General features: G+C 30.1%; 25 protein-coding genes. 7 read left to right on the top strand and 18 right to left on the bottom strand.

Annotated elements, in window-relative coordinates:
- Nucleotides 1–93 precede the first annotated feature (93 nt).
- The 4 genes from L8W68_RS01290 to L8W68_RS01275 are packed head-to-tail and all read right to left on the bottom strand — an operon-like array spanning nt 94 to nt 2434.
- Entirely contained in the window at nt 94–708 is a 615-nt protein-coding gene (locus L8W68_RS01290) for a DedA family protein (protein WP_263674714.1), read from the bottom strand.
- A gap of 49 nt (nt 709–757) precedes the next feature.
- Nucleotides 758–1186, bottom strand: a complete 429-nt coding sequence (locus L8W68_RS01285; protein ID WP_263674712.1) for a trehalose-6-phosphate synthase — start codon at nt 1184–1186, stop codon at nt 758–760.
- A gap of 48 nt (nt 1187–1234) precedes the next feature.
- Nucleotides 1235–1717 carry a peptidylprolyl isomerase gene (locus tag L8W68_RS01280; protein WP_263674711.1) on the bottom strand — a complete coding sequence of 161 codons (483 nt, stop codon included), beginning with the start codon at nt 1715–1717 and terminating at the stop codon, nt 1235–1237.
- Between the two features lie 9 nt (nt 1718–1726).
- Nucleotides 1727–2434: a YebC/PmpR family DNA-binding transcriptional regulator gene (locus tag L8W68_RS01275; protein WP_263674710.1), complete on the bottom strand. Its 708-nt coding sequence runs from the start codon at nt 2432–2434 to the stop codon at nt 1727–1729.
- An 80-nt stretch (nt 2435–2514) separates the two neighbouring features.
- Between L8W68_RS01275 and L8W68_RS01270 the strand changes: the two genes are divergently transcribed.
- The 4 genes from L8W68_RS01270 to L8W68_RS01255 all read left to right on the top strand — a co-directional run bounded on the left by L8W68_RS01270 (nt 2515) and on the right by L8W68_RS01255 (nt 5954).
- Nucleotides 2515–3060 (top strand): GNAT family N-acetyltransferase, encoded by a 546-nt coding sequence (locus L8W68_RS01270; protein ID WP_263674709.1) that lies wholly within the window; start codon nt 2515–2517, stop codon nt 3058–3060.
- On the top strand, nt 3061–3252 hold the full coding sequence (locus L8W68_RS01265; protein ID WP_263663078.1) for a heavy-metal-associated domain-containing protein: 192 nt from the start codon (nt 3061–3063) through the stop codon (nt 3250–3252).
- Nucleotides 3242–5362: a heavy metal translocating P-type ATPase gene (locus L8W68_RS01260; protein ID WP_263674707.1), complete on the top strand. Its 2121-nt coding sequence runs from the start codon at nt 3242–3244 to the stop codon at nt 5360–5362. Before L8W68_RS01265 ends, L8W68_RS01260 begins: the two co-directional genes overlap by 11 nt.
- Nucleotides 5363–5429: 67 nt before the next feature.
- On the top strand, nt 5430–5954 hold the full coding sequence (locus L8W68_RS01255) for a DUF2165 family protein (protein ID WP_263674706.1): 525 nt from the start codon (nt 5430–5432) through the stop codon (nt 5952–5954).
- A gap of 30 nt (nt 5955–5984) precedes the next feature.
- On the opposite strand, the gene L8W68_RS01250 is transcribed toward L8W68_RS01255, so the two are convergent.
- From L8W68_RS01250 to alaS, 6 genes are all read right to left on the bottom strand, one after another.
- Complete coding sequence (locus L8W68_RS01250) at nt 5985–7880, bottom strand: NAD(P)/FAD-dependent oxidoreductase (protein ID WP_263674705.1); 1896 nt, start codon at nt 7878–7880, stop codon at nt 5985–5987.
- Nucleotides 7881–7969: 89 nt separating this feature from the next.
- Entirely contained in the window at nt 7970–8530 is a 561-nt protein-coding gene (locus L8W68_RS01245; RefSeq protein WP_263674704.1) for a sulfite oxidase heme-binding subunit YedZ, read from the bottom strand.
- On the bottom strand, nt 8530–9423 hold the full coding sequence (gene msrP, locus L8W68_RS01240; protein WP_087689262.1) for a protein-methionine-sulfoxide reductase catalytic subunit MsrP: 894 nt from the start codon (nt 9421–9423) through the stop codon (nt 8530–8532). Before msrP ends, L8W68_RS01245 begins: the two co-directional genes overlap by 1 nt.
- An 82-nt stretch (nt 9424–9505) precedes the next feature.
- Nucleotides 9506–11437 (bottom strand): PBP1A family penicillin-binding protein, encoded by a 1932-nt coding sequence (locus L8W68_RS01235; RefSeq protein ID WP_263674736.1) that lies wholly within the window; start codon nt 11435–11437, stop codon nt 9506–9508.
- Nucleotides 11437–11979: a septum formation inhibitor Maf gene (maf, locus tag L8W68_RS01230; protein ID WP_263674703.1), complete on the bottom strand. Its 543-nt coding sequence runs from the start codon at nt 11977–11979 to the stop codon at nt 11437–11439. The genes L8W68_RS01235 and maf overlap by 1 nt, the downstream gene beginning before the upstream one ends.
- On the bottom strand, nt 11979–14516 hold the full coding sequence (gene alaS, locus L8W68_RS01225; protein ID WP_263674701.1) for an alanine--tRNA ligase: 2538 nt from the start codon (nt 14514–14516) through the stop codon (nt 11979–11981). The genes maf and alaS overlap by 1 nt, the downstream gene beginning before the upstream one ends.
- A 108-nt stretch (nt 14517–14624) precedes the next feature.
- On the opposite strand from alaS, the gene L8W68_RS01220 reads away from it, so the two are divergent.
- The 3 genes from L8W68_RS01220 to hemH are packed head-to-tail and all read left to right on the top strand — an operon-like array spanning nt 14625 to nt 17460.
- The gene (locus L8W68_RS01220) at nt 14625–15701 is read left to right on the top strand and encodes a DegT/DnrJ/EryC1/StrS family aminotransferase (protein ID WP_263674735.1); all 1077 of its coding nucleotides are present in this window, start codon (nt 14625–14627) and stop codon (nt 15699–15701) included.
- Nucleotides 15698–16555, top strand: coding sequence for a Gfo/Idh/MocA family protein (locus tag L8W68_RS01215; RefSeq protein ID WP_263674700.1), 858 nt, complete (start codon nt 15698–15700; stop codon nt 16553–16555). The genes L8W68_RS01220 and L8W68_RS01215 overlap by 4 nt, the downstream gene beginning before the upstream one ends.
- 2 nt (nt 16556–16557) lie before the next feature.
- Nucleotides 16558–17460 (top strand): ferrochelatase, encoded by a 903-nt coding sequence (gene hemH / locus L8W68_RS01210; RefSeq protein WP_263674699.1) that lies wholly within the window; start codon nt 16558–16560, stop codon nt 17458–17460.
- 37 nt (nt 17461–17497) lie between these two features.
- On the opposite strand, the gene L8W68_RS01205 is transcribed toward hemH, so the two are convergent.
- From L8W68_RS01205 to L8W68_RS01170, 8 genes are all read right to left on the bottom strand, one after another.
- Complete coding sequence (locus tag L8W68_RS01205) at nt 17498–19300, bottom strand: peptidoglycan D,D-transpeptidase FtsI family protein (RefSeq protein WP_263674698.1); 1803 nt, start codon at nt 19298–19300, stop codon at nt 17498–17500.
- A 3-nt stretch (nt 19301–19303) separates the two neighbouring features.
- Nucleotides 19304–19600: a flagellar hook-basal body complex protein FliE gene (gene fliE / locus L8W68_RS01200; RefSeq protein ID WP_263660140.1), complete on the bottom strand. Its 297-nt coding sequence runs from the start codon at nt 19598–19600 to the stop codon at nt 19304–19306.
- Nucleotides 19601–19603: 3 nt separating this feature from the next.
- Nucleotides 19604–20098: a flagellar basal body rod protein FlgC gene (gene flgC, locus L8W68_RS01195; protein ID WP_133318691.1), complete on the bottom strand. Its 495-nt coding sequence runs from the start codon at nt 20096–20098 to the stop codon at nt 19604–19606.
- Nucleotides 20099–20108: 10 nt separating this feature from the next.
- Nucleotides 20109–20540 carry a flagellar basal body rod protein FlgB gene (gene flgB, locus L8W68_RS01190; protein WP_133318692.1) on the bottom strand — a complete coding sequence of 144 codons (432 nt, stop codon included), beginning with the start codon at nt 20538–20540 and terminating at the stop codon, nt 20109–20111.
- A 91-nt stretch (nt 20541–20631) separates the two neighbouring features.
- Nucleotides 20632–21273: a leucyl/phenylalanyl-tRNA--protein transferase gene (aat, locus tag L8W68_RS01185; protein WP_263674697.1), complete on the bottom strand. Its 642-nt coding sequence runs from the start codon at nt 21271–21273 to the stop codon at nt 20632–20634.
- Entirely contained in the window at nt 21248–23377 is a 2130-nt protein-coding gene (locus tag L8W68_RS01180) for an AAA family ATPase (protein WP_070256664.1), read from the bottom strand. Before L8W68_RS01180 ends, aat begins: the two co-directional genes overlap by 26 nt.
- Nucleotides 23374–23667, bottom strand: a complete 294-nt coding sequence (locus L8W68_RS01175; protein ID WP_263674696.1) for an ATP-dependent Clp protease adaptor ClpS — start codon at nt 23665–23667, stop codon at nt 23374–23376. The genes L8W68_RS01180 and L8W68_RS01175 overlap by 4 nt, the downstream gene beginning before the upstream one ends.
- Nucleotides 23651–24268: a thioredoxin domain-containing protein gene (locus L8W68_RS01170; RefSeq protein ID WP_263674695.1), complete on the bottom strand. Its 618-nt coding sequence runs from the start codon at nt 24266–24268 to the stop codon at nt 23651–23653. The genes L8W68_RS01175 and L8W68_RS01170 overlap by 17 nt, the downstream gene beginning before the upstream one ends.
- Nucleotides 24269–24271 lie beyond the last annotated feature (3 nt).

Genomic DNA, 24271 nt, shown 5'->3' with positions numbered 1-24271 from the left:
TAAAATCATATAAATTTAAAGGTTTTTAGAAAAATATATATTAAATCAAAGAAAATTATAAAACACCTAGCTAATTAAACTAGGTGTTTAAAATTAGAAATTTTTAAGGTGTTTTTTTCTTTTTTGAATATAGATATAAATAGCTACAATCATAGCAGCAAAAACAATACAAGCTACAATAACAAAATGCAGATATTCTTTGATTAAATCTTCATTTTTACCTAAAATATAACCTAATATAAGTAAGATTAAACACCAAATTCCAGCCCCTAAACTAGTATAAAATATAAATTTTTTTAAATTCATTCTCGCAAGTCCAGCAGGTAAAGAAATGTATTGACGCAAACCTGGGATTAATCTACCGCTAAAGGTTGATATTTCACCATGTTTATTAAAAAAAGCTTCAAATTGAGCAAATTTTGCTTCACTAACTCCAAAATATTTGCATATTTTTAAAAGAACTTCCCGCCCTAAAAAATAACATAAATAATAATTTAATAAAGCCCCTAAAAGAGCTCCAAAAGTCCCACAAAATAGACATAGCCAAAAGTTAAGCTCGTTTTGATGAGCTAAATATCCAGCAGGTATCATCACTACTTCGCTAGGAAAAGGAAAAAAGGAACTTTCTACAAACATAAGAAAAATAATCCCCCAATAACCCCAATCTTTTGCAAGAGTGAGTAAAAAATCTATAATATCACCAAGCATAAATAACCTTTATTTTTTAAGCTAATGATATAAGTTTAGTTTTAATGTTTTAAAAATATAACATCGCTTTTGCGCAAATGACTATTAAAATACATAAAATCAATGCAATCAAGTGAGATTTTAAAGGGTCTTTTCTTTTTAAAACTTTTATAAAAAATAAAGAGTAAAAAGTCAAAACTAGCATTGTTATTAATAATAAAAGTTTGATAAATAAAAATATACCAAAATTACTTGCAAAAAAATCCCAAAAAGAGTTAATTTCATAAAAACTCAAAAGATAAAATCCACTCAATAAAAGCAAGATAAAAATACTAGCAAAGATAATAATACTTGATTTAGTATAGGCTTTTTTGATTTTATCGCAATCTTCTTTACTTTGGTGTTTATAAGCAAAGCGATAAACACATACATCAAAAAATACATAAGCTATAAAAAATACAGCACAAATAAGATGAATACAAATAAAAATAAAATGCATAGTTAATCTCCTTAAAAAATCATAGCACAATTTTAAGGAGATGTAAAATTAAAGTTTTTCTAAAATTTGGATAGTTTTGATTTTATCTCCTGCTCTAATGCTATCTAGTACTTCCAAACTTTCTTTATCTTCAGGATTGATTTGTCCAAAGATAGTATGTACTCCATCTAAATGAGGTTGTGGGCTATGACAGATAAAAAATTGTGATCCACCTGTATCTCTACCAGCATGAGCCATAGATAAGCTACCTCTTAAGTGCTTGTGTTTTTGATTGTCGCATTCACACTCTATCTCATAACCAGGACCACCTGAGCCTATACCATAAGGACAACCACCTTGTATCACAAAATTTGGAATTACACGGTGAAAAACAAGCTCATCATAAAAACCATCATTGGCTAAATTAGTAAAATTACACACAGTTTGCGGTGCTTCATCGGGAAATAATTCTAATTTCATATCACCTTTTTCGGTGCTAATGATAGCAAAATTGTATTTTTTTGCATCTTTTGTGTCGATTTTTTTAAGCATTTTTTGCTCCTATTCTATGTTGGTATAAACTGCTTGCACATCATCATCATCTTCTAATTTATCAAGCAATTTTTCAATATCAAGAAGTTGTTCTTCACTAAAACTTACAGGATTGTTAGCAAGGTATTCAAGTCCTGCTTTTTTAAGCACTAAACCTTTTTTTTCTATAGCATTACTAAGCTCACCAAAAGCAGTGTAATCACCTATGACTAGTAATTCCTCTTCATTTTGCTCAAGTTCTTCAAGTCCTGCATCAATGAGTTCAAGCTCAAGTTCTTCTAAATCTCCATCATATTTTTCAAGATGAAAAACAGCTTTGTGTGAAAACATAAAAGTTAAAGAGCCGTTTTGTAAAATTTCTCCGCCATTTTTGCTAAAAATAGCTTTTACATTTGCTACTGTGCGTGTAGGATTATCACTCATACACTCAACGATGATTAAAGCTCCATGTGCTGCTTTTCCTTCATAGTGGATATTTTTAATATCAGCACTATCTTTTCCACTTGCTCTTTTAATAGCTGCATCGATATTGTCTTTTGGCATATTATTAGCTTTTGCAGTAGCTATGGCACTACGAAGCTTTGGATTCATATCAGGATCAGCTCCGCCTTCTTTTGCTGCTACTTGTATAGCCTTTGCAAGTTTTGGAAAAAGTTTGCTCATTTTATCCCATCTTGCTTCTTTAGAGGCTCTGCGATATTCAAACGCTCTTCCCATAAATTCTCTCTTTCTTATATTGTTTTAAAGTTAAAAGTATAAACTAAGAAGTCTAAATTTGATTTTAAAGGAGTAAAAGAGTGATCAGAAAAGCTAGGAAAGATGATGTTAAAAAATGCATACAATTGCTTGCTTTGGCAATGGATCATTTTATATATAAACTTAGTGGCTATAATGATCATCAAAAAGCCATAGAGGTTTTAGAAAATTTCTTCACTCAAGAAAATAATCGTTTAAGCTATGAAAATATATATGTTTATGAAGAAGATAGGGAAATTTTAGGCGCGATTTGTTTTTATGATGGGGCTTTGGCAGATGAGTTAGATAAGCCTTTAAATGAGCATTTAGAATTTTTAGGAATCAATGAAAAAGTTTTAAAAGAATGTGAAAATGAGTTTTATTTAGATAGTATTTGCGTGGATGAAAAGGCAAGAGGAAAAGGCATTGCTAAAAAACTGATTGAATATGCCTTCAATGGAGCTTTGAAAAATGGTAAAAAGCTTTCATTAATCGTAGAAGATGAAAATATAAATGCAAAAATTCTTTATGAAAAAATGGGTTTTAAATTTATAAAAAATAAAATTTTTCACTCTCATAAATATGAATACAGAGAAAAAGGAGAATAAATGATTATAAAAACTAAAAATATTAATTGTCAAAGTTGTGTCAATTTAATTAAGGCTTCATTAGAAGATGAATTTGGTACCATGCAAATAAATGTTGAAACAAAAAGCATAGAGATTGATTTAAAAGCAGAGCAAGTTGAAGAGTTCAAAAAACAATTGCAAGATTTAGGTTTTGAGATAGATGAAGCATGAGTTAAAATTAAAAATAGGCAATATGACTTGTGTTAATTGCTCTAATGCTATAGAAAAAGTTTGTGCAAAAATTGATGGAGTAGAAGATGTAAGTGTTTCTTATGTCAATTCTAGTGGAGTGTTTTTGCTCAAAGATTTATCTTTGGAAGCAAAGATCAAAGAAAAAATCAAAGCTTTGGGTTTTGAGATATTGCAAGAAGAGCAAAATTTATACGAGTTTAAACTTAAAGAGCTTAAAAATATGAAAACAAAGCTTATCATGAGTATAATTTTAAGCTCTATTGTGATGTATTTTGAAATGTTTGTTCAAGGAAATGTTTCTGCTTTAATTCAAATGCTTTTATCTATGATAGTGATTTTTTATTGTGGAAAAGGTTTTTTTGTCCACGCCCTTAAAGGATTAAGACATAAAAATTTAGACATGAATACCTTGATATCCTTAGGCGCTTTTACTTCTTTTGTATATTCTTTTTTTGTGTATTTTGAGGTATTTAGCAAAGATGGTTATTTGTATTTTAGTGGCGGTGCGATGATTATAAGCTTTGTTTTATTAGGTAAATACTTAGAAGAAAAGGCTAAATTTAAATCCTTAGAATATCAAAACAAATTAAAAAACATAGATATAAAAAAAGCTAATATTCTTTTAGAAGATGGGAGTATAAAAAGCATACCTAGTGCTTTTGTAAAAGAAAATGATGTGATTTTAGTAAAAGATGGTGAAAGCGTTGTTGCTGATGGGGTGATTATAGCAGGTGAAGCTGAGGTTGATGTGAGTTTTTTAACAGGAGAGTTTTTACCACTTTTGAAAAAGCAAGATGATGAGATTTTAGCAGGAAGTGTGTTGATTAATGGAAGCTTAAAGATTAAAGCTAGTAAAAAGGCGATTGAAAGTTCATTAGAGCAAATCAAAGATCTTGTTTTTAAAGCAGGCAATGTTAAAACACCTTTAGCAAACTTAGCTAATAAGATTTCAGCTTATTTTGTAGCTTGTATTATTGTTTTATCGCTTTTTGTGTTTGTTTTTTGGTATTTTAAAGAAGGAATCAACGCGGCATTTTTACATGCTTGTGCTACGCTTTTAATCTCTTGTCCTTGTGCTTTGGGTTTAGCAACTCCTATAGCCATAGTTAGTGCTTTGGCAAATGGAGCAAGAAATTTTATCTTAGTGAAAAATCCAGCGGTATTAGAGAATTTATCCAGTATAAAGCTTGCTATTTTTGATAAAACAGGTACTTTAAGCCAAGATGATTTAAGTATTTATAAGCATGATCTTACTCAAGAAGATTTTCAAAAACTCACCCAAATTGAAAATTTAAGTTCACACCCAATCGCAAAAGCTTTTGCTAAAGAATTGAATGTAAATTTAAATTTACAAGGAAAATTAAGTGTTTTAGTGGGCAGTGGTTTGCTTTATGAGGAAAATGAAGATAAATATTTAATAGGCAATGAGAAATTAATGCTTGAAAATGGTGTTGATATACAAAAAAGCAAACAATTTTTGCAAGAATTTGAAGATCAAGCGCCTATATGTTTGTATTTTGCAAAAAATAAAATTTGTCTTGGTGGAGTTTGCTTGAAAAATGAACTTAAAAACGAAGCAAAAAATTTGATAGCAAATTTAAAACAAAAGGATATAAAAAGCATTATTTTAAGTGGTGATAATAAAAAAAGTGTTACTAAAACGGCAAATGAGCTTAATATTGATGAATATTATTCTGACTTAAAACCTGAGCAAAAGCTTGATTTTATAAAAGAAAAAATTAAAAAAGAAAAAGTTCTTTTTATAGGAGATGGTATTAATGATGCTCCTGCTTTAAATTTAGCTAGCGCAAGTATAAGTTTTTCCAAAGCAAGTGAGCTTGCTAAAAAAAGCGGAGATTTGATTTTGATAAAAGATGATTTATCATTAATAACTTATTGTTTTGAGCTTTCTCAAAAAACCAAAAATATCATCAAACTTAATCTTTTTTGGGCTTTTATTTACAATGCTTTGTGCATTCCTATTGCAGCAGGTTTTGTGCCATTTGTAAGTCTTAGTCCGCATTTGGCAGCATTAGCAATGTGTTTTAGTTCGGTAACAGTTGTACTAAATTCTTTAAGATTGCGTTAGATATTTCAGTTTTATTTAATATTTTCTATAATATATTAATATAAATTTAACAAAAAGGAGTGCTAGAATGAATTGCAATTGTGGTTTTTCTATGACGAGCATAGTAAGATATTCTAAAATGGTTATCTTGCTTACAGTTGCCTCTTTAGCGGCTATTGTTGTTTTTGGTAATATAACTGATTATAATTCAAATTTTCAGTTTGTAAAGCATGTTATGAGTATGGATACTAAACCTGATTATTTAGGTAATGCTATTGTTTATAGAGCCATTACAAATCCTACTATTCATCATGTTGCTTATATTTTTATTATCTGTTTTGAAGCTTTTATTATGCTAACTGCTTTAAAAGGTGCTTTGGATATGTTTAATGCAAGAAATTCAGATGCAAAAACTTTTCATGAAGCTAAAAAATTTGGAATTATTGCTTTAACTTGTTGTTGTTTGCTTTGGTTTTTTGGCTTTCAAGTAGTGGCTGCAGAATGGTTTGGTATGTGGATGAGTAAAACTTGGAATGGCTTGCCTGATGCTACTAGATTAGTAACTTATATGCTTTTAGCTTTAATTTATATTAGCGTCAAAAACGATGATTGATTCTTCAAACTCCTAAAAAGGAGTTTGATTTTATAGTTCATTAACAGCGCGATATGCTTGATCAATTGCTGCGTGCATATAAGCATCCCAATCAGCATCTGAATTTGCTATAACGATATTACCAAAAGGTTTTCTTGCAAGCTCTATAGTTTTTTGTGCTTCTTCGCTATCATCAAACAGACTGTTTTCTGTATATGAATAACAGTGTCCCCAACGATTTACAACTATAGCTTTAATGTCTCTTTCATGGTCAAATCCAGCTGAACCTAACATACCTTGAAGTTGATCGCGAACGATTTTTTCATGTTCTTCAAAACTCATAGTGAATAATAAATTTCTACCCACTCTAGCTCTATCTCTTGCATCCATTCCTTCAAGGTCGATTCCTTGCATAGAAGCAAATACTAAAGGTGAGCATACCATATGAACGCAAATAGGTTTTTTAGGATCTCTTGGGTGGTGATATCCTCCCATATTCACAGGATAATCAAGTTTAGTTCTAGCATAAGGCATTTTTGGTGAATAAATTTCATGAACCCCAAGTTTTATAAATGGTTCCCAGTTGCTTATGATAACTTTAGTGTGCAAAAGTGATGTTTTTACGTTTTTACTCAAAGCATCTTTTTGATCTTGTGGCATGCTTGGTACTATATATGGAATCATACTATTATAATTTGCCATTACAACTTTTTTAGCTTTTACTCTGTAATTTTTGCCTTTATTAATGTAAGTTACTAAAGCTCCATCTTTTGTATTTTCTACATTTATAACAGTGCTGTTTAATCTTAAACGTACTTTGTTTTTAGCAAGATCAAGTTTAGAATAATCAAAATGAGCCAAGGTAATCTCATCCATATCTTTACCTTTTTTAGACACATCAGGAATTAATCTTCTAACCATTAATCTAGCAACAGTAGCATTGCCATCAGCACAGTGATGGATATATGGTTCTTCCATTTCAGCTAATGCTTCTCCTTCGATTGGATCAAGACCAAGCTTGTCAAAACCAGGTAAGAAAGAAACTCTAGCATCTTCACAAGAAACAGCATCAATGCCTAAAGCTAAAAAATCATCTGTCATACCTTCAAAGAATTTTATAGCTTGTGGTGAAAGTTTAACTTTTTCTTCTAAGAATTTTTTATAGCTTGTTTTTGCTACATATTCATCTCTTTGCTTTTTATCCATGCCTTTTAAATAGTCTTTTTCGCTTTTAAATAAAGCAATTAAATCTTTTTTATCTTTTTCATTAAGAGGAAAATCACCTATAAAAGCTTCAATGCTTCTACCATTATGTCTTCCCTCAGGAATATCATCACAAATTACTTTTCTAGGGTTGCCACTTACGACTTTATCTACTCCAAATTCAGCCTTAGAAAAATACACACCTCTGCTAAGATCTAAATCAGGATAAAAATTTACATCAAAACGTTTGGCAAGCTCATCAATATCCACACCCAAAGATGATAATAAATCTACTACTTCTTTAGAATATAATGCCTTTGGTGATTGAAATGTTTCACTACCACCATAACTTAAAATAGTGCCATCTTCTAAGTCTATCTCATTTCTTCTAGCGTGTCCACCAAAATCATCATGATTATCAAGGATAAGAATTTTTTTATTTTTTCCAAATTTATTTTGATAAAAGCAAGCTGCTGCTAAACCACTAATTCCAGCTCCAACCACAACTAGATCATATTCTTGTTTAGGTTTGATAGCACTAAAGTCAAATTTTTCACCATCTCTTAACATATGTGCAAATTCATAACTTGCATTATTACTACCCCTTAACCCAAGCCATTTTGGTGGGTAGTATTCTTTAGTGAAATCTTCGATTTTGGCCTCTTTACCATATAATACTTGCAAAGGAGTCATTCCTGCAAGTATAGTTAAAGCCATTCCGTTTAAAAAGTCCCTTCTTTGCATAGTTTTCCTTAAAATAAGATATATCAAGTCTTATTTTAAGAGTATATTTATATTTTTATTCTTAAAGTATTTTATAAATAAAAAAATTTTTACAAAAAAGTTACTCTTTTTCTCTTTTTGTAATTTTTATATAGTTTAATAAGTAGAAAAATCAAAGCTAGACTCAGTGCAAAAAAATGTGAAAATTGTGGTATTTTTGCAGATAAAAAATAATGCCAAGTTGCTAGTAAAAAGCAAAAATATCCAAGTTTTCTTATTTTACTTAATTTTTTAAAAAGTTTAAATGAGCTTATAAACATAAGTGTGAGTATGAAAAAGCTTACAAAACCACTAAATTCTAAATTTTTACTAAAAGTATCTTTGAAAAAAAGTATTAAATCTAAATTTTTACCAAAAGCAAAATAATTTAAAAAGTGAATCAAAGCCCAAAAAAATGTATAAAAACCTAAAAATTTAGGGTAGTCTTTTGTGTGTTTATACTTTAAAAGTGAAAAAAATAGGCTTAATCCAAAAAAGATTAAGCCAAATATACCACTATAAAAATATATAGATTTTACAATATCAAATTCTTGCATGATTTGATAAATACTAAAAATAATACTTAAAGCAAAGGCTAAAAATCCACTGATATTATAAACTTTTTTGCTCATTAAAAATTAACCTTTAAATCCATATCTTTATACAAATGCGCTACTTCTTTTTCATAGCCATTAAACATCTGTGTAGGTTTAGTGAAAAAATCTCCCAAAGGACGCTCATTTGCTTGAGACCATCTTGGGTGAGAGACATTTGGATTAACATTAGCATAAAATCCATATTCTCTAGGGTTGGCTAGCTCCCATGTGGTTTTAGGTTGTTCTTTAGTAAATTCTATTTTTACAATAGATTTGATACTTTTAAAGCCGTATTTCCATGGAACTACAAGGCGAATTGGTGCTCCATTTTGTCCTAATAAAGGCTTTTTATACATTCCTACAGCCATAAGTGTTAGTGGGTGCATAGCTTCATCTAATCTTAAGCCCTCTACATAAGGATAATCAAGAGTTGGGAAAAATGAAGCTTGGTCAGCAAATTGATTTTTATCAAAAAGAGTAGTAAATTTTATAAATTTAGCTTCACTTTTAACTTTGCATTTTTCTATCAAAGCGCGTAATTCAAAACCAACCCAAGGCACAACCATAGACCAAGTTTCAACACAACGAAATCTATAAATTCTCTCTTCTAAAGGAAAGGCTAATAAATCTTCCATAGTCAAAGTCAAAGGCTCTTCAACTTCCCCACTAACTTCTATTTTCCAGCCCTTTGTATTGAAATTTTTTGCAAGCTCAACAGCTCTTTTTTTATCAGTAGAAAATTCATAAAAATTAACATAATTAGTTGCAATTTTTTCATCGCTAAGTTTTAATTTTTCATTATTAGGATCAGGAAAGAAATTTAATGCCATTAATTCAGATTGAACTAAGGCTGAACTAACCAAAGCTCCAGCACCTAACTTTAAAAAGTGACGTCTTTTATTGTACAATTGCTCGTTTGTGATATCCATAAAAATCCTTTATATATTTTATGATATTAAAACATATAAAGGAAAATGAAAGGATAATTTTTATTATTTTATAAAAAATATTTTAAAAAATTATTTCACTGTTTTCAGATAAAGCGGGGTTGTTTTTTGGAAATGGAGAAGTATTAGTGTAATACTCTTTTTGTTTTTCATAAATTCCTTGATAAACCCCTTTTGGAATGATAAATTTTCTAGCGCTATCAGGATAAAGTTCTAAGTATTTTGTTAAAAATTCTTTAAAAACCGGAGCAGCAGTCCTTGCACCACCTTCTATTTGTTTCATAGGTTTATTATCATCATTTCCATACCAAATGATAGCTTCTATCTCAGGAGTCAAACCACAAAACCACGCATCAATGCTTTTATTTGAAGTACCTGTTTTTCCAGCTATTTCGATCCCTTCTACCCTAGCGTTGCGTCCAGTGCCTTTTTTAACAACATTTTGCATCATATCATTAACTAAAAAGGCTTGTTCGGGTTCGCTGATTTTTCTTTCTCCAGAGTTAAACTCTACTACTATTTTGCCATTTTTATCGATTACTCTTTTAATGAGTATCAAATCTTTTTGCACGCCGTAGTTTCCAAATACTGTATAAAGTTTAGCATAATCATAAATAGAAATTCCAAAGCTACCCAAAACTATAGATAAATCAACCGGTATATTTTCAAAGCCCATAAATTGAAGTTTATCATGGATTACATCAAGTCCTAGGGCAAGAGCTAAATTTATGGTAGCTAGGTTTCTTGAGCCAGTTAGTGCTTCTTTTAAGCTTATAAGTCCTAGAAATTTTCCACCGTAATTTTTAGGTTTCCAGTCTTTCTCATCTTCTTTGGTACTTTCAAAAATTCTTGAAATATCAGCAACCTTACTCATAGGAGAATAGCCCATGTCAATAGCAATTTGGTATAAAAAAGGCTTAAAAGAACTTCCAGGCTGTCTTAGGCTTTGAGTAGCACGGTTAAAATTACTTTTTGCATAATTTACCCCACCTACTAAGGCTAAAATATCTCCATTTTGATGATTTGCTACTATCATAGCTCCATTAAGTGTGCTTAAATTTGCATCTTTATCTCTTTTAACTATTTCATCATAGCCAAATTTTAAAGCCTCTCTTGCAATATTTTGTACATCAAGATCGATAGCAAGCTCTATTTTATAGCCACCACTTTTTAAGTCTTTAATCCCGCTTAGTTGTTTTAAAACTTCTTGAGTCACATAAGGAGCTGCATTTTGTGTTAAAGTATCATCATATACTTTTGGAATTTCTTTTAAGGCATTTTCATACTCTTCTTTAGAAATCCAACCAAGATTATACATTCTTTGTACTACGCTATTTGCTCTAGCTAAAGAAAGATCTAAATGTCTAGTAGGATCATAAGTACTTGGAGCCTTTGGCATACCTACTAAAATGGCAATTTCCTTTAAGCTAAGCTCATCTAAATTTTTTCTAAAATACCCAAGTGCAGCAGTTTTTACTCCATAATATCCATGTCCAAAGAATATGAAATTTAAATATCTTTCTAAAATTTGCTCTTTAGTTAAAGTGCTTTCTATCTTATATGCAAGCAAAGCTTCTTTTAGCTTTCTATTTAATGTACGTTCAGGGGTTAATTCTGTGTTTTTTATGAATTGTTGTGTAAGAGTGGAAGCTCCTTCCATAGTTTTTCCACCGCTTCTTATGATTTTAATAGCTGCTCTAAAAATCGCATCTATATTAACCCCACCATGTTCAAAAAAGCTAGTATCTTCAATGGCTACCAAAGCCTCTATAAGTCTTGGTGGAAGTTCTTCATAAGGAGCATAAAAGCGGTGTTGCTCGAAAACATTTGCAACTAATTTTCCATTTTTATCAAAAATTTGTGTTGTAAGAGGTGGTTTATAATCTTTAAAAGTGTATTGATTTAAATCAGAATCAGAAAGTAAATATGCAATAAATATAAAAACTCCAACCGCACACACTATACAAAAAGAAAGAAATATTTTTAAAATTTTTATCATAAAAATGCTTTCAAAAGTTCTATGTTAAGTCCTAGTGCTGTACTTTGATGGCCTATGATTTTTTTAATGTATTTTTTATGAAACCCCTCGCACATCACAGCTCCGGCTTTGCCTTGATAAAGTTTTGATTCAACGTATTCTTGCATGTCTTTTAAATCAAATTTATCCAAAATCAAATCACACTTGCTAAGATTAAAAATCTTTTTATCTTCTAAAACTAAAATCATTGCACTTAAAACGCTAATGCTTTTACCACTTTGCAAATTGAGCATATTAAAAGCCTCGTTATCACTTTTAGCTTTAGTTAGAATGATATTTTGAGCACAAACTATACTATCAGCAAATAAAACATTTTTTAAGTCAGGATATTTTGTACAAAACTGCCTTTCTTTTTCTAAAACAATTTTTTGCACATAAGAGCTTGGACTATCTTTTTTTACCAAGCTCTCATCGTAATCGATAATAATTTGCTCAAAAGCGATATTTGCTTCTTTTAGCAAAGCAACGCGTGAAGGCGAACTTGAAGCTAGATAAAGCATTAAGCAAGACTTTCTTCTATGATTTTTCTAGCATGATCAAGTGCTTGTTCTATTTTATTTGTATCTTTACCACCAGCTGTTGCAAAATCATCTCTACCGCCACCGTTTCCACCAAGTATTTGAGCAACTTCTTTTACTAAAACACCAGCTTTTAATGAAGCGTCTTTAACACCTGCTGCGATGATGATTTTGCCTTCTTTTTCTTGTAAAAGTAAAATCACAGCTTTGTTAAATTTGTTTTTAAACTCATCTATCATGGTTTTTATATCGCCACTATCTATTTTTTGCACACAATATTGAATGCCATTTAGTTCTTTAGAGTTTAATTCTGCTTTGTTTGAATTTTTTAGTTCATTTTTTAAACTAGCTATTTCATTTTTTAATTTTGCCACATAGCTTAAAATATCATGAGTTTTTAACTCTTCTTTGGCTTGGTTTAGTTCTTTTAAATTTTCACTAACATAATCAAGTGCAGCTTTGCTTACCACTGCTTCTATCCTTCTAACCCCAGCACTAACACCACTTTCTTTGATGATGTAAAAACTTCCTATTTCAGAGCTATTTTTCACATGGGTACCGCCACAAAGTTCTTTACTAGCTCCTAGGGTTAAAACTCTTACTTTTTCTTGATATTTTTCACTAAATAAAGCTATAGCACCACTTTTTTTAGCTTCATCTAAAGCTAAAATTTCAATTTTAGCTTCATTTGCTTGCATGATGTAGGTATTTACCAAAGCTTCTATTTGCTTTAATTCTTCTTTATTTAGAGCTTTTGGATGAGTAAAATCAAATCTTAATTTATTATGTTCTACCAAAGAGCCTGCTTGGCTAATGTGTGAGCCAAGAATTTCTCTTAAAGCATGGTGCAGTAAATGTGTCGCACTATGATGTCTTGCGATTTGTTCTCTTTTTTTAGTATCTATGCAAGCTAACACTTCATCATTTGTTTTAAGATCTTGTTTTAATTTCACTTGACTAAGATTAATATCAAAGAATTTTTGTGTATCTAAAACCTCATTTTCATTGATAAAGCCTATATCAGCACTTTGTCCTCCGCTTGTTGCGTAAAATGGAGTTTTTTCAAGCATTAACCATACTATATCTCCTGCCTTAGCTTCGGTTGTGATTTTAAAATTTTCATCTAAAATAGCTATGATTTTAGTTTTTTCTTCATAATTTTCATAACCACTAAAAGTATTTTTACCAAATTTTTCTAATAAAACTTTAAAGTCCCCGCTAATTGCTTTATCCCCACTTCCTTTCCAAGAAGCCTTAGCTCTATCTTTTTGTTCTTGCATAAGCTCATTAAATTTAGCCTCATCTATACTAAGATTTTTTTCTCTTAGCATATCTTGGGTTAAATCAAGCGGAAAACCATAAGTATCATAAAGTTTAAAAGCTACTTTACCACTAAAAATATCTTTAGTTTTTTTAAGTTCTTCGTTAAAAATTTCTATACCATTTTCAATAGTGCTTAAAAATCTTTCTTCTTCTAGTTTGATTTGTTCTTTAATAAATTCTTTTTTTTCATTTAAGTAAGTATAATGCCCACCCATTAACTCACAAACTACATCTACAAGCTCATACATAAAAGCTCTTTTAAGACCTAACAAATATCCATGTCTTAAGGCACGACGCATAATTCTTCTTAAAACATAGCCCCTGCCTTCTTTATCAAACCCAACTCCTTGAGCAAGTAAAAATACACTTGATCTAATATGATCAGCAATTACTCTATAGCTAGCCCCACTTTCATAAGTATAAGTTTTACCGCAAAGTTTTGCAATACTCTCAATAATAGGCATAAACAAAGAACTATCAAAATTACTAAATTTTCCTTCTTTTATAGCACTAACTCTTTCAAGCCCCATGCCTGTATCAATACTTGGTTTTGGTAATGGAGTAAGCGTTCCATCTGCACTTCTTTCATACTGCATAAAAACTAGGTTCCAAATTTCTAAGAACCTATCTCCATCTCCACCCATATAATCTTCACTAGAATTAAAATGCTCAGCGCCTTGATCATAAAAAATTTCACTACAAGGCCCGCATGGTCCAGTATCGCCCATTTGCCAGAAATTATCTTTATCGCCAAATTTATAAATTCTTTCTTTTTCTATATGCTTTTGCCAAAGCTCATATGCTTCATCATCACTTTCATGAACGGTTACATATAATTTTTCTTTAGGTAATTTTAAAACTTCAGTTACGAATTCCCAAGCATAAGCAATGGCTTGTTCTTTAAAATAATCTCCAAAACTAAAATTCCCAAGCATTTCAAAGAAAGTATGATGTCTTGCCGTATAGCCTACATTGTCTAAGTCATTATGTTTTCCACCGGCTCTTATACAAGTTTGACAGCTTGTTTTACGCGGAGGATTAGGGCGTGGTACTTCTCCGGTAAATATGCTTTTAAAAGGTACCATACCTGCATTAGTAAAAAGTAAAGTTGTATCATCAGGCACCAAAGGGCTTGAAGGAGTGATTTCGTGTCCTTTTGATTTAAAAAATTCTAAATATTCTTTTCTTATATCCATAGATTTTCCTAGCTAGTTTTTTACTTAAAATAATACCAAAAATACTTTAAATTAAGTAAAACTATCTTATAATCATGATTTTAAATTTACTAAGGTAATACAATGAAAATTCCTTTTATAGACTTAAATGCTCAATATAATGCTTATAAAAATGAAATCGATGAGGCTATTAGTGAAGTTTTACAAAGCACTTCTTTTATAGGTGGTACAAAATTAGAAGAATTTGAAAATAATTTAGCTAAATATGTAGGTATTAAACACGCAATAGGTTGTTCAAGTGGCACAAGTGCGTTATTTTTAGCCTTGATGGCTTTGGGCGTGGGTAGAGATGATGAGGTAATAGTGCCAAGTTTTACCTTTATAGCTACAGCTGAAATGGTTGCTCTAATCGGTGCTAAACCTGTTTTTGTAGATATTGATTTTAAAGATTATAATCTTAGTTTAGAAAAAGTTCAAAGTGCTATCACACCTAAAACTAAAGCTGTAATTGCTGTGAGTATTTTTGGGCTTATGCCTGATATGTTTACTCTAAAAGATCTTTGTAAAAGTCAAAATATTGCTTTGATAGAAGATAGCGCGCAAAGTTTTGGAGCTAGTCAAAAAGGCATAAAATCATGTGCTATAGCTGATATATCTTGCACAAGCTTTTTTCCATCTAAGCCTTTAGGTGCTTATGGAGATGGCGGGGCGATTTTTACCCAAGATAATGAATTAGCGCAAAAAATAAAAATTTATTTAAATCATGGACAAGTGCAAAGATATAAGCATAAATACATCGGTATTAATGGAAGGCTTGATACCATCCAAGCAGCTATTTTAAATGTGAAATTAAAATACTTAGATGAAGAGATTAAAAAAAGAGAAGCAATAGCAAAAATTTATGATGAAAATTTAAAAAATTGTATTTTACCGCCAAGGAAAGATGGTTTTATGAGTGCCCAGGCTCAATATAGCGTGCGTGTAAAAAATAGAGAAAATTTCATGCAAAAATTACAAGAGCAAGGTATACCTACTGCGGTGCATTATCCTTTAGGGCTTCATTTACAAGAAGCTTTTGATTATCTTGCTTATAAAAAGGGAGATTTACCAAATACAGAACTTTTAAGTGATGAAATTTTATCTTTACCTATGAGTGCATTTTTAAAAGAAGAGCACCAAGCTAGAGTGATAGAGGCTTTTAAATGAAAATAGGGCTTATAGGCCTTGGTAAAATGGGTAAAAACCATTTAAGAGAACTTGAGCGTAATTTAAAAGTAAAAGAAATTCATCTTTATGACCCTTTTTGTAAAGATGAATTTAAACACTTTTTTCATAAAAATTTTGATGATTTTTTGGCGCAAAATCTTGATGGTGTTATCATTGCTACGCCTACTCATACGCATTTAGATATAGCTTTAAAAGTTTTTCCTAAAATAAAAAAAGTTTTGATAGAAAAACCTTTGGCGTTAAATGTTGATGAAATTTTAATCTTAGAGCAAAAAGCTAGAGAAAATAAAGTTAGAGTAGGGGTGGGTTTTTGCGAGAGATTTAATCCGGCTATTTTAACTTTAAAAGAAAAACTTTTAGAAGATGAGATTATAAGTATTAACATACAAAGAATTTCTCCTTATCCACAAAGAATAAACGATGTAGGTGTTTTAAGTGATCTTGGTGTGCATGATATTGACTTAGTTAGATTTTTAAGTCAAGAGCAAATTTTAAAAGCAAATATTTATAAAAGTTTTCATCATAATAAATTCGAAGATGAGGTAATGATAAGCTTAAAATTAGAAAATATTTTAGCAAGCATTCATGATAGCTGGAATGGACAATGCATTATAAGAAAAATCACACTTTTAGGTAAAAAATATACTTATGAGCTTGATCTTAAAAATTTTGAACTTTTCATCAATATGCAAAAAATTCCAAATTTATATGAAAATTCTCCTTTATATGCTGAGCATGAAGCCTTTTTTGAGCTTTTGCAAAATGGAATTTATAAAAATTTAGCTAGTATTAAAGATGCTTTGAGAGTGCAAGAAATTTTAGAAGGTGTTTGATAGTGAAATATGTATTTTTTTTAAATATGGGTGGGGTTAATAAGCTTGATGAATGTGAAGTTTTTTTAAAAAATATGTTTAATGATCCTTATATTTTAGGGATAAAAAATGTTTTTTTAAGAAAATTTGTAGCCTTTATGATAAGAAAATCAAGACTAAAAGCTATGAAGCAAAACTATGAAAAAATGGGTGGAAAATCCCCGCTTACTCAAATCACGCAAAGTTTATGTGATAGATTAAATTCTAAAACTAGTGAATATAGCTTTGATTTTATTAGTCTTTATGTGCCACCCTTTGCAAATGATGTTTTTTCAAAATATGATTTTCAAAAAAATGATGAAATCATTTTATTTCCTTTATATCCTCATCATTCTAAAACCACTGTAACTAGTTCTTTAGAAGTGGTGCAAAATGAGCTAAGAAATATCCAAAATCAAGCTAATGTAAAAATCATTGATGTTTTTTATAAAGATGAGCTTTATAATGAAATGATTATAAAGCATATTTTAGAAAAAAAGAAAGAATGTGATTATAAAACTTTGATTTTTTCTGCCCATTCTTTACCGCTTTCGGTGATTAAAAAAGGTGATTTATATGAAAAACATGTGCAAGAGCACGTGGATATTTTAAAAGGAAAACTTAAAAATAAATTTGATCAAATCATTTTATCCTATCAATCAAAACTAGGTCCAGTTAAATGGCTTGAACCAAATACAAGTAATATTTTAGCAAATTTAAATCAAAAAGCTTTGATTTATCCTATATCTTTTTGTATAGATTGCTCTGAAACTATTTTTGAACTTGGAGTTGAGTATAGACACTTAGCAAAAAGTGATTATGAACTTATTGCTTGCCCTAATGATAGTAATGAGTTTATAGAGTTTATTTTAAATTGTTTAGTTTAGAGTCAAATAAAACTCTAAATTTTAAAGTTAGTTTGGATTAGTTTTTTATCGTTTTGTTTTCTATAGGCTTTAAATAACTTTCTTTTATCATAAGATTTACTGTATCTTTAAACATAGGTAAAGCACTTTGTGCGGCATAATAACTATAAGCTTTGGTAGGATGTCTTACTAAAACTCCAATGGTATAGGTATTTTTCTCATCATTTGCAAAGCCAAAAAACGAGGCATTATAGCGATTTGAAGTATAGCCTTTTCTTTCAGCAATCCTAGCTGTACCCGTTTTTCCACCTATAATGATACCTTGAGTTCGTGCTTTTTTACCGGTTCCTTTTTCTATAACATTGATTAAAATTTGTTGCATTTCTTTGGCAGCTTTGCTTGAAAGAATTTTTTCTTTCTTAACTTCATCATCAAGTTTTATTAAACGCCCATCTTGATAAATTTTATTTGCAATTTGTGGGGTGATGTAAATTCCATCATTGTTAAATACATTATAAGCAGCTAAAAGTTGTATAAAAGTTGTTTTCAAGCCATAACCATAACTTAATACAGATTTTTCAACTTCTCTTAATCTTTTTGGATTTGGTATTTCTCCTTTTTGCTCATAAGGAAGATCAATACCGCTTTTTTCTCCAAAACGAAAAATTCTAAGTCCTGAGATGATTTCAAGATTACTTAATCTTTGGGCAATTTTAATCATACCGACATTTGAAGAGTAAGTAATAACTTCTTCCATGTTCATTTTATTTTTTTTGTGATCATCGCGTATGGTAAAACGACCAAGTTTGTATTGTCCACCTTGAGTATCAATGATTTCATCAACTTTGATTTTATCAAGCATTAATGCAGTGGTAAATATAAAAGGTTTTATAACAGATCCTGCTTCATAGCCATATTCTATGGCACTTGCATTGAGCACAGATAGATCTTTTCCGCGATTTTGCGGATCATATCTTCTTGAGCTAGCAAGTGCTAGAATTTTTCCGCTTTTGCTTTCCATGATGGCAACTATAATTTCATTGGCTTTTAGATCTTCATTTCTTTTATCGATAGCTTTTTCTAAACCTTTTTGAAGTTTTAAGGAAATATTTAAGTATAAATTACAACCATCTATTTTGCGTTGTTCATAAGAATGCAAATTCAAGATGATATTACCACCTATATCTCTTAAACCTTGAATTTTAGCATTTTGCAAAGGATTTAAACATTCATTATAGTATTTTTCCAAACCTTTTATGCCGACATTTTTAAAAATTTCACTTTGCTCATCCATATAGGTTCTTGTGTAGCCTATGATTGGAGTAAGTGAATCTTTTGGCATATATACACGATCTTCTTTGTGTTCTATAATATCAAGCCCTCTTGTCTCCACTCTGCCATTATTATTTGTGAAGGATTTAAAAAAACCTTGAGTATAAAGTTTTTTAGCTAGTTCTTTTAAATAACTTGCGTCTTTTGAGTTAATATCTTGGAGTAAAATAAAATTATAACTTCTTTTTTTCTTTGCAAGCATTCTTTTTTTTATATCTTGCATTTGTTCATCACTTGCGCCACTATAAATTTGAAAAAGAGTTAAAAACAAATCCTTTTTATCGGGATTTAAGCTCCTTAGATCAATTTCAGCTCTATAAATTTGCCTACTAGAAGTTACGGTAAAATTATCGCTTGTGATGATATTACCTCTAAGAGCGGAAAAATATTGTTCTTTTTGAGTATTTGGTATATGGCGTTTTGAGGTTAGAAAAAAAGTAGAAAGTAAAAATAAGGCCATAAAAAACAGAGCCATACAAAAAGCAAAAGCTACTTTTGAAACCCTATTTCTAATGGTGTTTGAAAGCATATATTAAATTTGGGTTCTTGAAATTTCTTTATATGCGTTTATAGCCTTATTTCTAACTTCAAGCATAAATTTCATACTTGATTCAGCTTTGCTAATCGCAATTGCAGCTTGATGTAAGTCTTTGACTTCGCCTGTTGCAATGTCTACCATAGCAGCTTCGGCAGTTTCTTGAGTTTTATTAAGATCGTTGATGGAATTTTTTAATAAACTCGAAAACTCATCTCCTATGTTGTTTGTGTTGTTATTATTGTTTTTGTTATTAACATTGTTAAATTGATTTATACCATTAATAGTGTTCATTTATTAACCTCTTAGTAAATCTATCGCACTTTGTGCTATAGTTTTGGTGCTAGTAAAGGCACTTACATTAGCTTGATAAGCTCTTGTTGCTTCTATCAAATCGGCCATTTCAATAACAGGATTTATATTTGGATAAGCAACATAACCTTGTTCATTCGCATCTGGATGAGATGGGTCAAATTTCATACGAAAATCTTTATCATCTCTTACAACTTTATCAACTACTACGCTCATTATAGCAGGTTTTGCATCTTTTTGCGAAGCAGGATCGTTTAAAGGATTTTCATATTCTAAAAAATTATTATCTTTAGCTATTTGCTTGTTTAGCAATTCGTTAAAATCAGTTGCTTTAAAAATCACTTCTCTTCTTCTATATGGACCACCTTCTGCTGTTCTAGTAGTATTAGCATTAGCTATATTTGAGCTAATTACATTCATTCTAAAGCGTTGAGCACTAAGTCCATATCCACTAATATCAAAATCACTTAAATAAGCCATTATTTTTCTCCTAGCCTAATTTAGAGCTTGTTTCTATGATGGTTGAAAAAATATTACTTTGTCTTCTTAAAACACCATCTAAAGCAGAAATCATCATAGTATTTTTGCTCATTTCAGTAGTTTCTACATCAAGATCTACTGTATTTGCATCATTTCTTGCCAAATGCCCATCTCTTAAATAAATAGTTGATTTATTAGGGTCTGGAAATTTCCAAGGTTTTTGATGATTTGTATTTGTGCTTGCTAATTCAAGCTCTTTAGTATCTTTTTTTTTGAAAATTTCATTTGCTCTATTAACTAAAGCAGTTTCAAATTCTATATCTCTTGCTTTATAAAAAGGAGTATCAACATTTGCAAGGTTAGAATTAATCATTTGACTTCTTAGGTTTCTTCCTGCTAAAGCATCAACAATAAGTTCTTTTGACTTAAAAGGGCTTATCATATTTTTCCTTTAAAATAAAGCTTTTATAGACTAAAAGCAAAAATCATTCCAAAATATTTATGCAATTTTGTTTGTCTATAAGTATATCTTTTTATAGTAAATTTTTGAAATTTTTAAAGCCACTTTCAAGTGAAACTTTTTTTTCTAGTGTTTTCAAAAAATCTTTTTTTGTCATTTCTTTAGCACCCATAAATTTTAAATGCTCATTAGGCACTTGACAATCTATTAAAAAATCATATGGTTTTAAAAGCTCACAAAGTCTTATTAGGGCTACTTTTGAGGCATCTTTTTTAAGGCTTATCATGCTTTCACCAAAAAATATTTTACCTATTATAAGTCCGTATAAACCGCCGATTAAAACATCATTTTCATAAACTTCAACACTATGAGCTAAATTTTGCTCAAAAAGCTTTGTATAAACCTGTATAAATTCTTGACTTATCCAAGTTTTTTTTCTTTTTGCGCAATGACTTATAAGTGAGTTAAAATCAAAATCAAGTCTTATTTCATAAGTTTTTAAAGCTTTTTTTATGCTTTTTTGTATGCGCACTTCATCAGGTAAAAGCACCATTCTAGGAGAAGGACACCACCAAGTAACAGGATTGCTAGTCCATGGAAAAAGCCCTAGACGATAAGCATGAGGTATAAAATCTACTTCTAGTTTTTCACTAATAAAAACAGGCGCATCATCAGGGCTTTTTAAAAGTTTAGAATACAAATTCAATTTTTTCATTTTTGGAAAGTTTGAGTTTTAATTTACCACCATTTTTTAATTTTCCAAACAAAATTTCATCACTTAATCTCTCGCCTAATTCTTCGGCAATAATGCGTTTTAATAATCTGACTCCAAATTCTTTATTATTGGTTTTTTTAGCAAGAAATTCTTTTACTTTTTTATCAGCTTCTATGGTGATATTATTTAAATTTTTCGCCATTAAATCTAGCTCTTTTTGGACGATTTGTTCTAAAATTTCTTGATTTAAGTCATTAAAATGAATGATTTTATCAATACGGTTGATAAACTCAGGCGCAAAAAAATCTTTTATGGCTTTATTACTTTTTTCTTTATCACTGCTTAAAAAACCAAGCTCATTACTTTCTTTTAAGCCTAAATTTGAAGTCATAATGATAATAGTATTTTTAAAATCAGCTTTTAATCCACTATTATCTGTCAAGCTCGCATTATCAAAAATTTGCAAAAAAGTGTTAGTTAAATCAGGATGAGCCTTTTCTATCTCATCAAATAAAACCACACTAAAAGGATTTTTTCTAATACTATTGCTAAGCAAGCCACCATCTTCATAGCCCACATAACCTGCTGAAGTTCCTATGAGTTTGCTCACATCATGTTTTTGTGAATATTCACTCATGTCAAATCTTTCAAGATTAAGGTTTAAAATTTGTGCTAAATTTTTGGCAAGTTCGGTTTTGCCAACCCCGCTTGAACCGGTAAATAAAAACACGCCTTTTGGGGTATTTTTACCTTTTAATCCTGCATAGCTTTGTTTTAAGGTAGAGCATAAAGCCTTGATAGCTTCATCTTGTCCAAAAATGTTTTGTTTTAAATCATGCTCTAAGTTCTTAAGAATTTTACCTTGATCGCTTTCATAAATTTTATGAGAATGTGTCATTCTTGCTAAAGTATTTTCTAAGTCTTTTATTTTTACTATTTTTTTACTTTTTTTATCTTCTAAAGCAAAGCTTGCACCAAGCTCATCGATTAAATCAATCGCGCTATCTGGTAAAAATTTATCATGTAAAAATTGTTTTGCTAGTTTTATACTTGTTTGTAAAATTTCATCACTGATTTTGATTTTGTGAAAATTTTCGTATTTACTTTTTAAGCCTTGTAAGATCAAAAAACATTCTTCTTCGCTTGGTTCATCTATATCAATTTTTGCAAATCTTCTACTAAGAGCTTTGTTTTTATCGAAGGTGTTTTTGTATTCTATAAAAGTAGTTGCTCCTATGCATTTAATGTTGCCATTACTTAGTGCAGGTTTTAATAAATTTGACATATCTGCATGGCTTTCATTGCTTGCGCCAGTTCCTACTATGGTGTGAATTTCATCTATAAATAAAATAGCATTAGGGATATTTTCTAATTCTTTAATGATATCTTTTAATCTTTTTTCAAAATCACCTCTGTATTTTGTCCCTGAAAGCAAGCTTGCCATATCAAGACTATAAATTTTTGAGTTTTTTAAATGTTTTGGCACTTTTTCTTCAGCTATAGCTAGCGCTAGTCCATCTATAATGGCACTTTTACCAACACCTGGCTCGCCAACTAAAATAGGGTTATTTTTCTTGCGACGGCTTAGAATTTGCATCATTCTTTCAAGTTCAAATTTCCTACCTATAACAGGATCTATTTTGCCTTTTTTTGCAAGCTCAACTAGCTCTATAGTATGGGTTTTTAAATTTTCAAATTCAGCATTTTGTAATAATTCTTTTATTTTTTCTTCTTCTATTAGGTGTTTTTTTAAAATATTATAAGAATAAGCTTTTTCTTCTTTGCAAAGTGCGATGATAAAATCAATCACACTTGTTTGATTTTTTGCATTTAGCTTGTGTAATATATTTTCCAAGATCACAGAAAAAATAGGTTCTATTTCTTTTTTTAAAATTTCGTTATTTTTAGCTAAGTAGTTTTTTAACTCATTTTCAAAGCCTTGTAAATCACCATCCCCAATTTCTTCAAGTAGATTTTTAAAATCATTGCTAAGCTTAACTAAAGCAAAAAGCAAATGTTCGCAAGTGATAAATTCATGATGATTGATAAAGCTTAAATGTCTTGCATTTGGTATAAATGAGTCAATTAATTCTTTATATTTCATTGTTCTTCTATCCTTGTTTGGAGTGGAAAATCATTGTTTTTTGCTGCCGTGTCAACTTGTTGTTTTTTACTTAGTGCAATCTCTTCTGTATATACACCACAAACTCCACTTCCTTGATGATGAATTTCAAGCATAATTGCGCTTGCTTTTTCAAAATCATGATGAAAAATATTCATTAAAATTTCAATTACAAAATCCATAGTGGTAACATCATCATTTAAAAGCAAAACCTTAAACATTTTAGGTTCTGCTAGTTTTTGTTGTTCTAAAATTTCACTTTTTAGACTCATTTAATATCCTAGTAATATCTTCTTGCATAGTTTGAGTAGAAACTTTTCCAAGATAATATTTCACATAACTTTTTGAGTCTTTATTCCAAAAGTCTGTTAAATCTTGATAAATACCATCTTTTAAAACTACTTTAAAAGGAAGTTGTTCCATGCTTTGGTAATTAATATCTTTTAAGGCTTGTGCAACAATTCTATCATTTTCTTTAGAATTGCTTAAAAAATAATATGCCCCATATTTAATAGCAAAATCTTTCACAGCTTGATCACTTACATTTTCAAAATGACTAAGCCCTATGATGATAAAATTATCGGTATTTTTTTGCCATAAGCTTGTTAGATGGGTAGCTTCTTCTTGGCAAGGTGTGCAAAAGGTTCCAAAAAAATCAAACATTAAAATTTTATTCTCTTCGCCCTTTACCACAAAACCATTTTGTGTTCTTACTAAGGTTTTTTCACCACCATTGACACTTTTTAAAAGAATTTCATCGCCCATTTTATACTCAGCAAATGCAAATTCATTTTCGATTTTTTCTTCACTTGAGCAAGCATTTATTAAAAATGCAAAAGCAAATGTAAAAAATAAATAAGCAAATTTTTTCATCAA

Origin of the sequence: Campylobacter sp. FU_497, assembly GCF_025772425.1 — a bacterium.
Taxonomy (GTDB): domain Bacteria; phylum Campylobacterota; class Campylobacteria; order Campylobacterales; family Campylobacteraceae; genus Campylobacter_D; species Campylobacter_D lari_C.
This window is presented reverse-complemented; position numbering and strand designations above follow the sequence as displayed.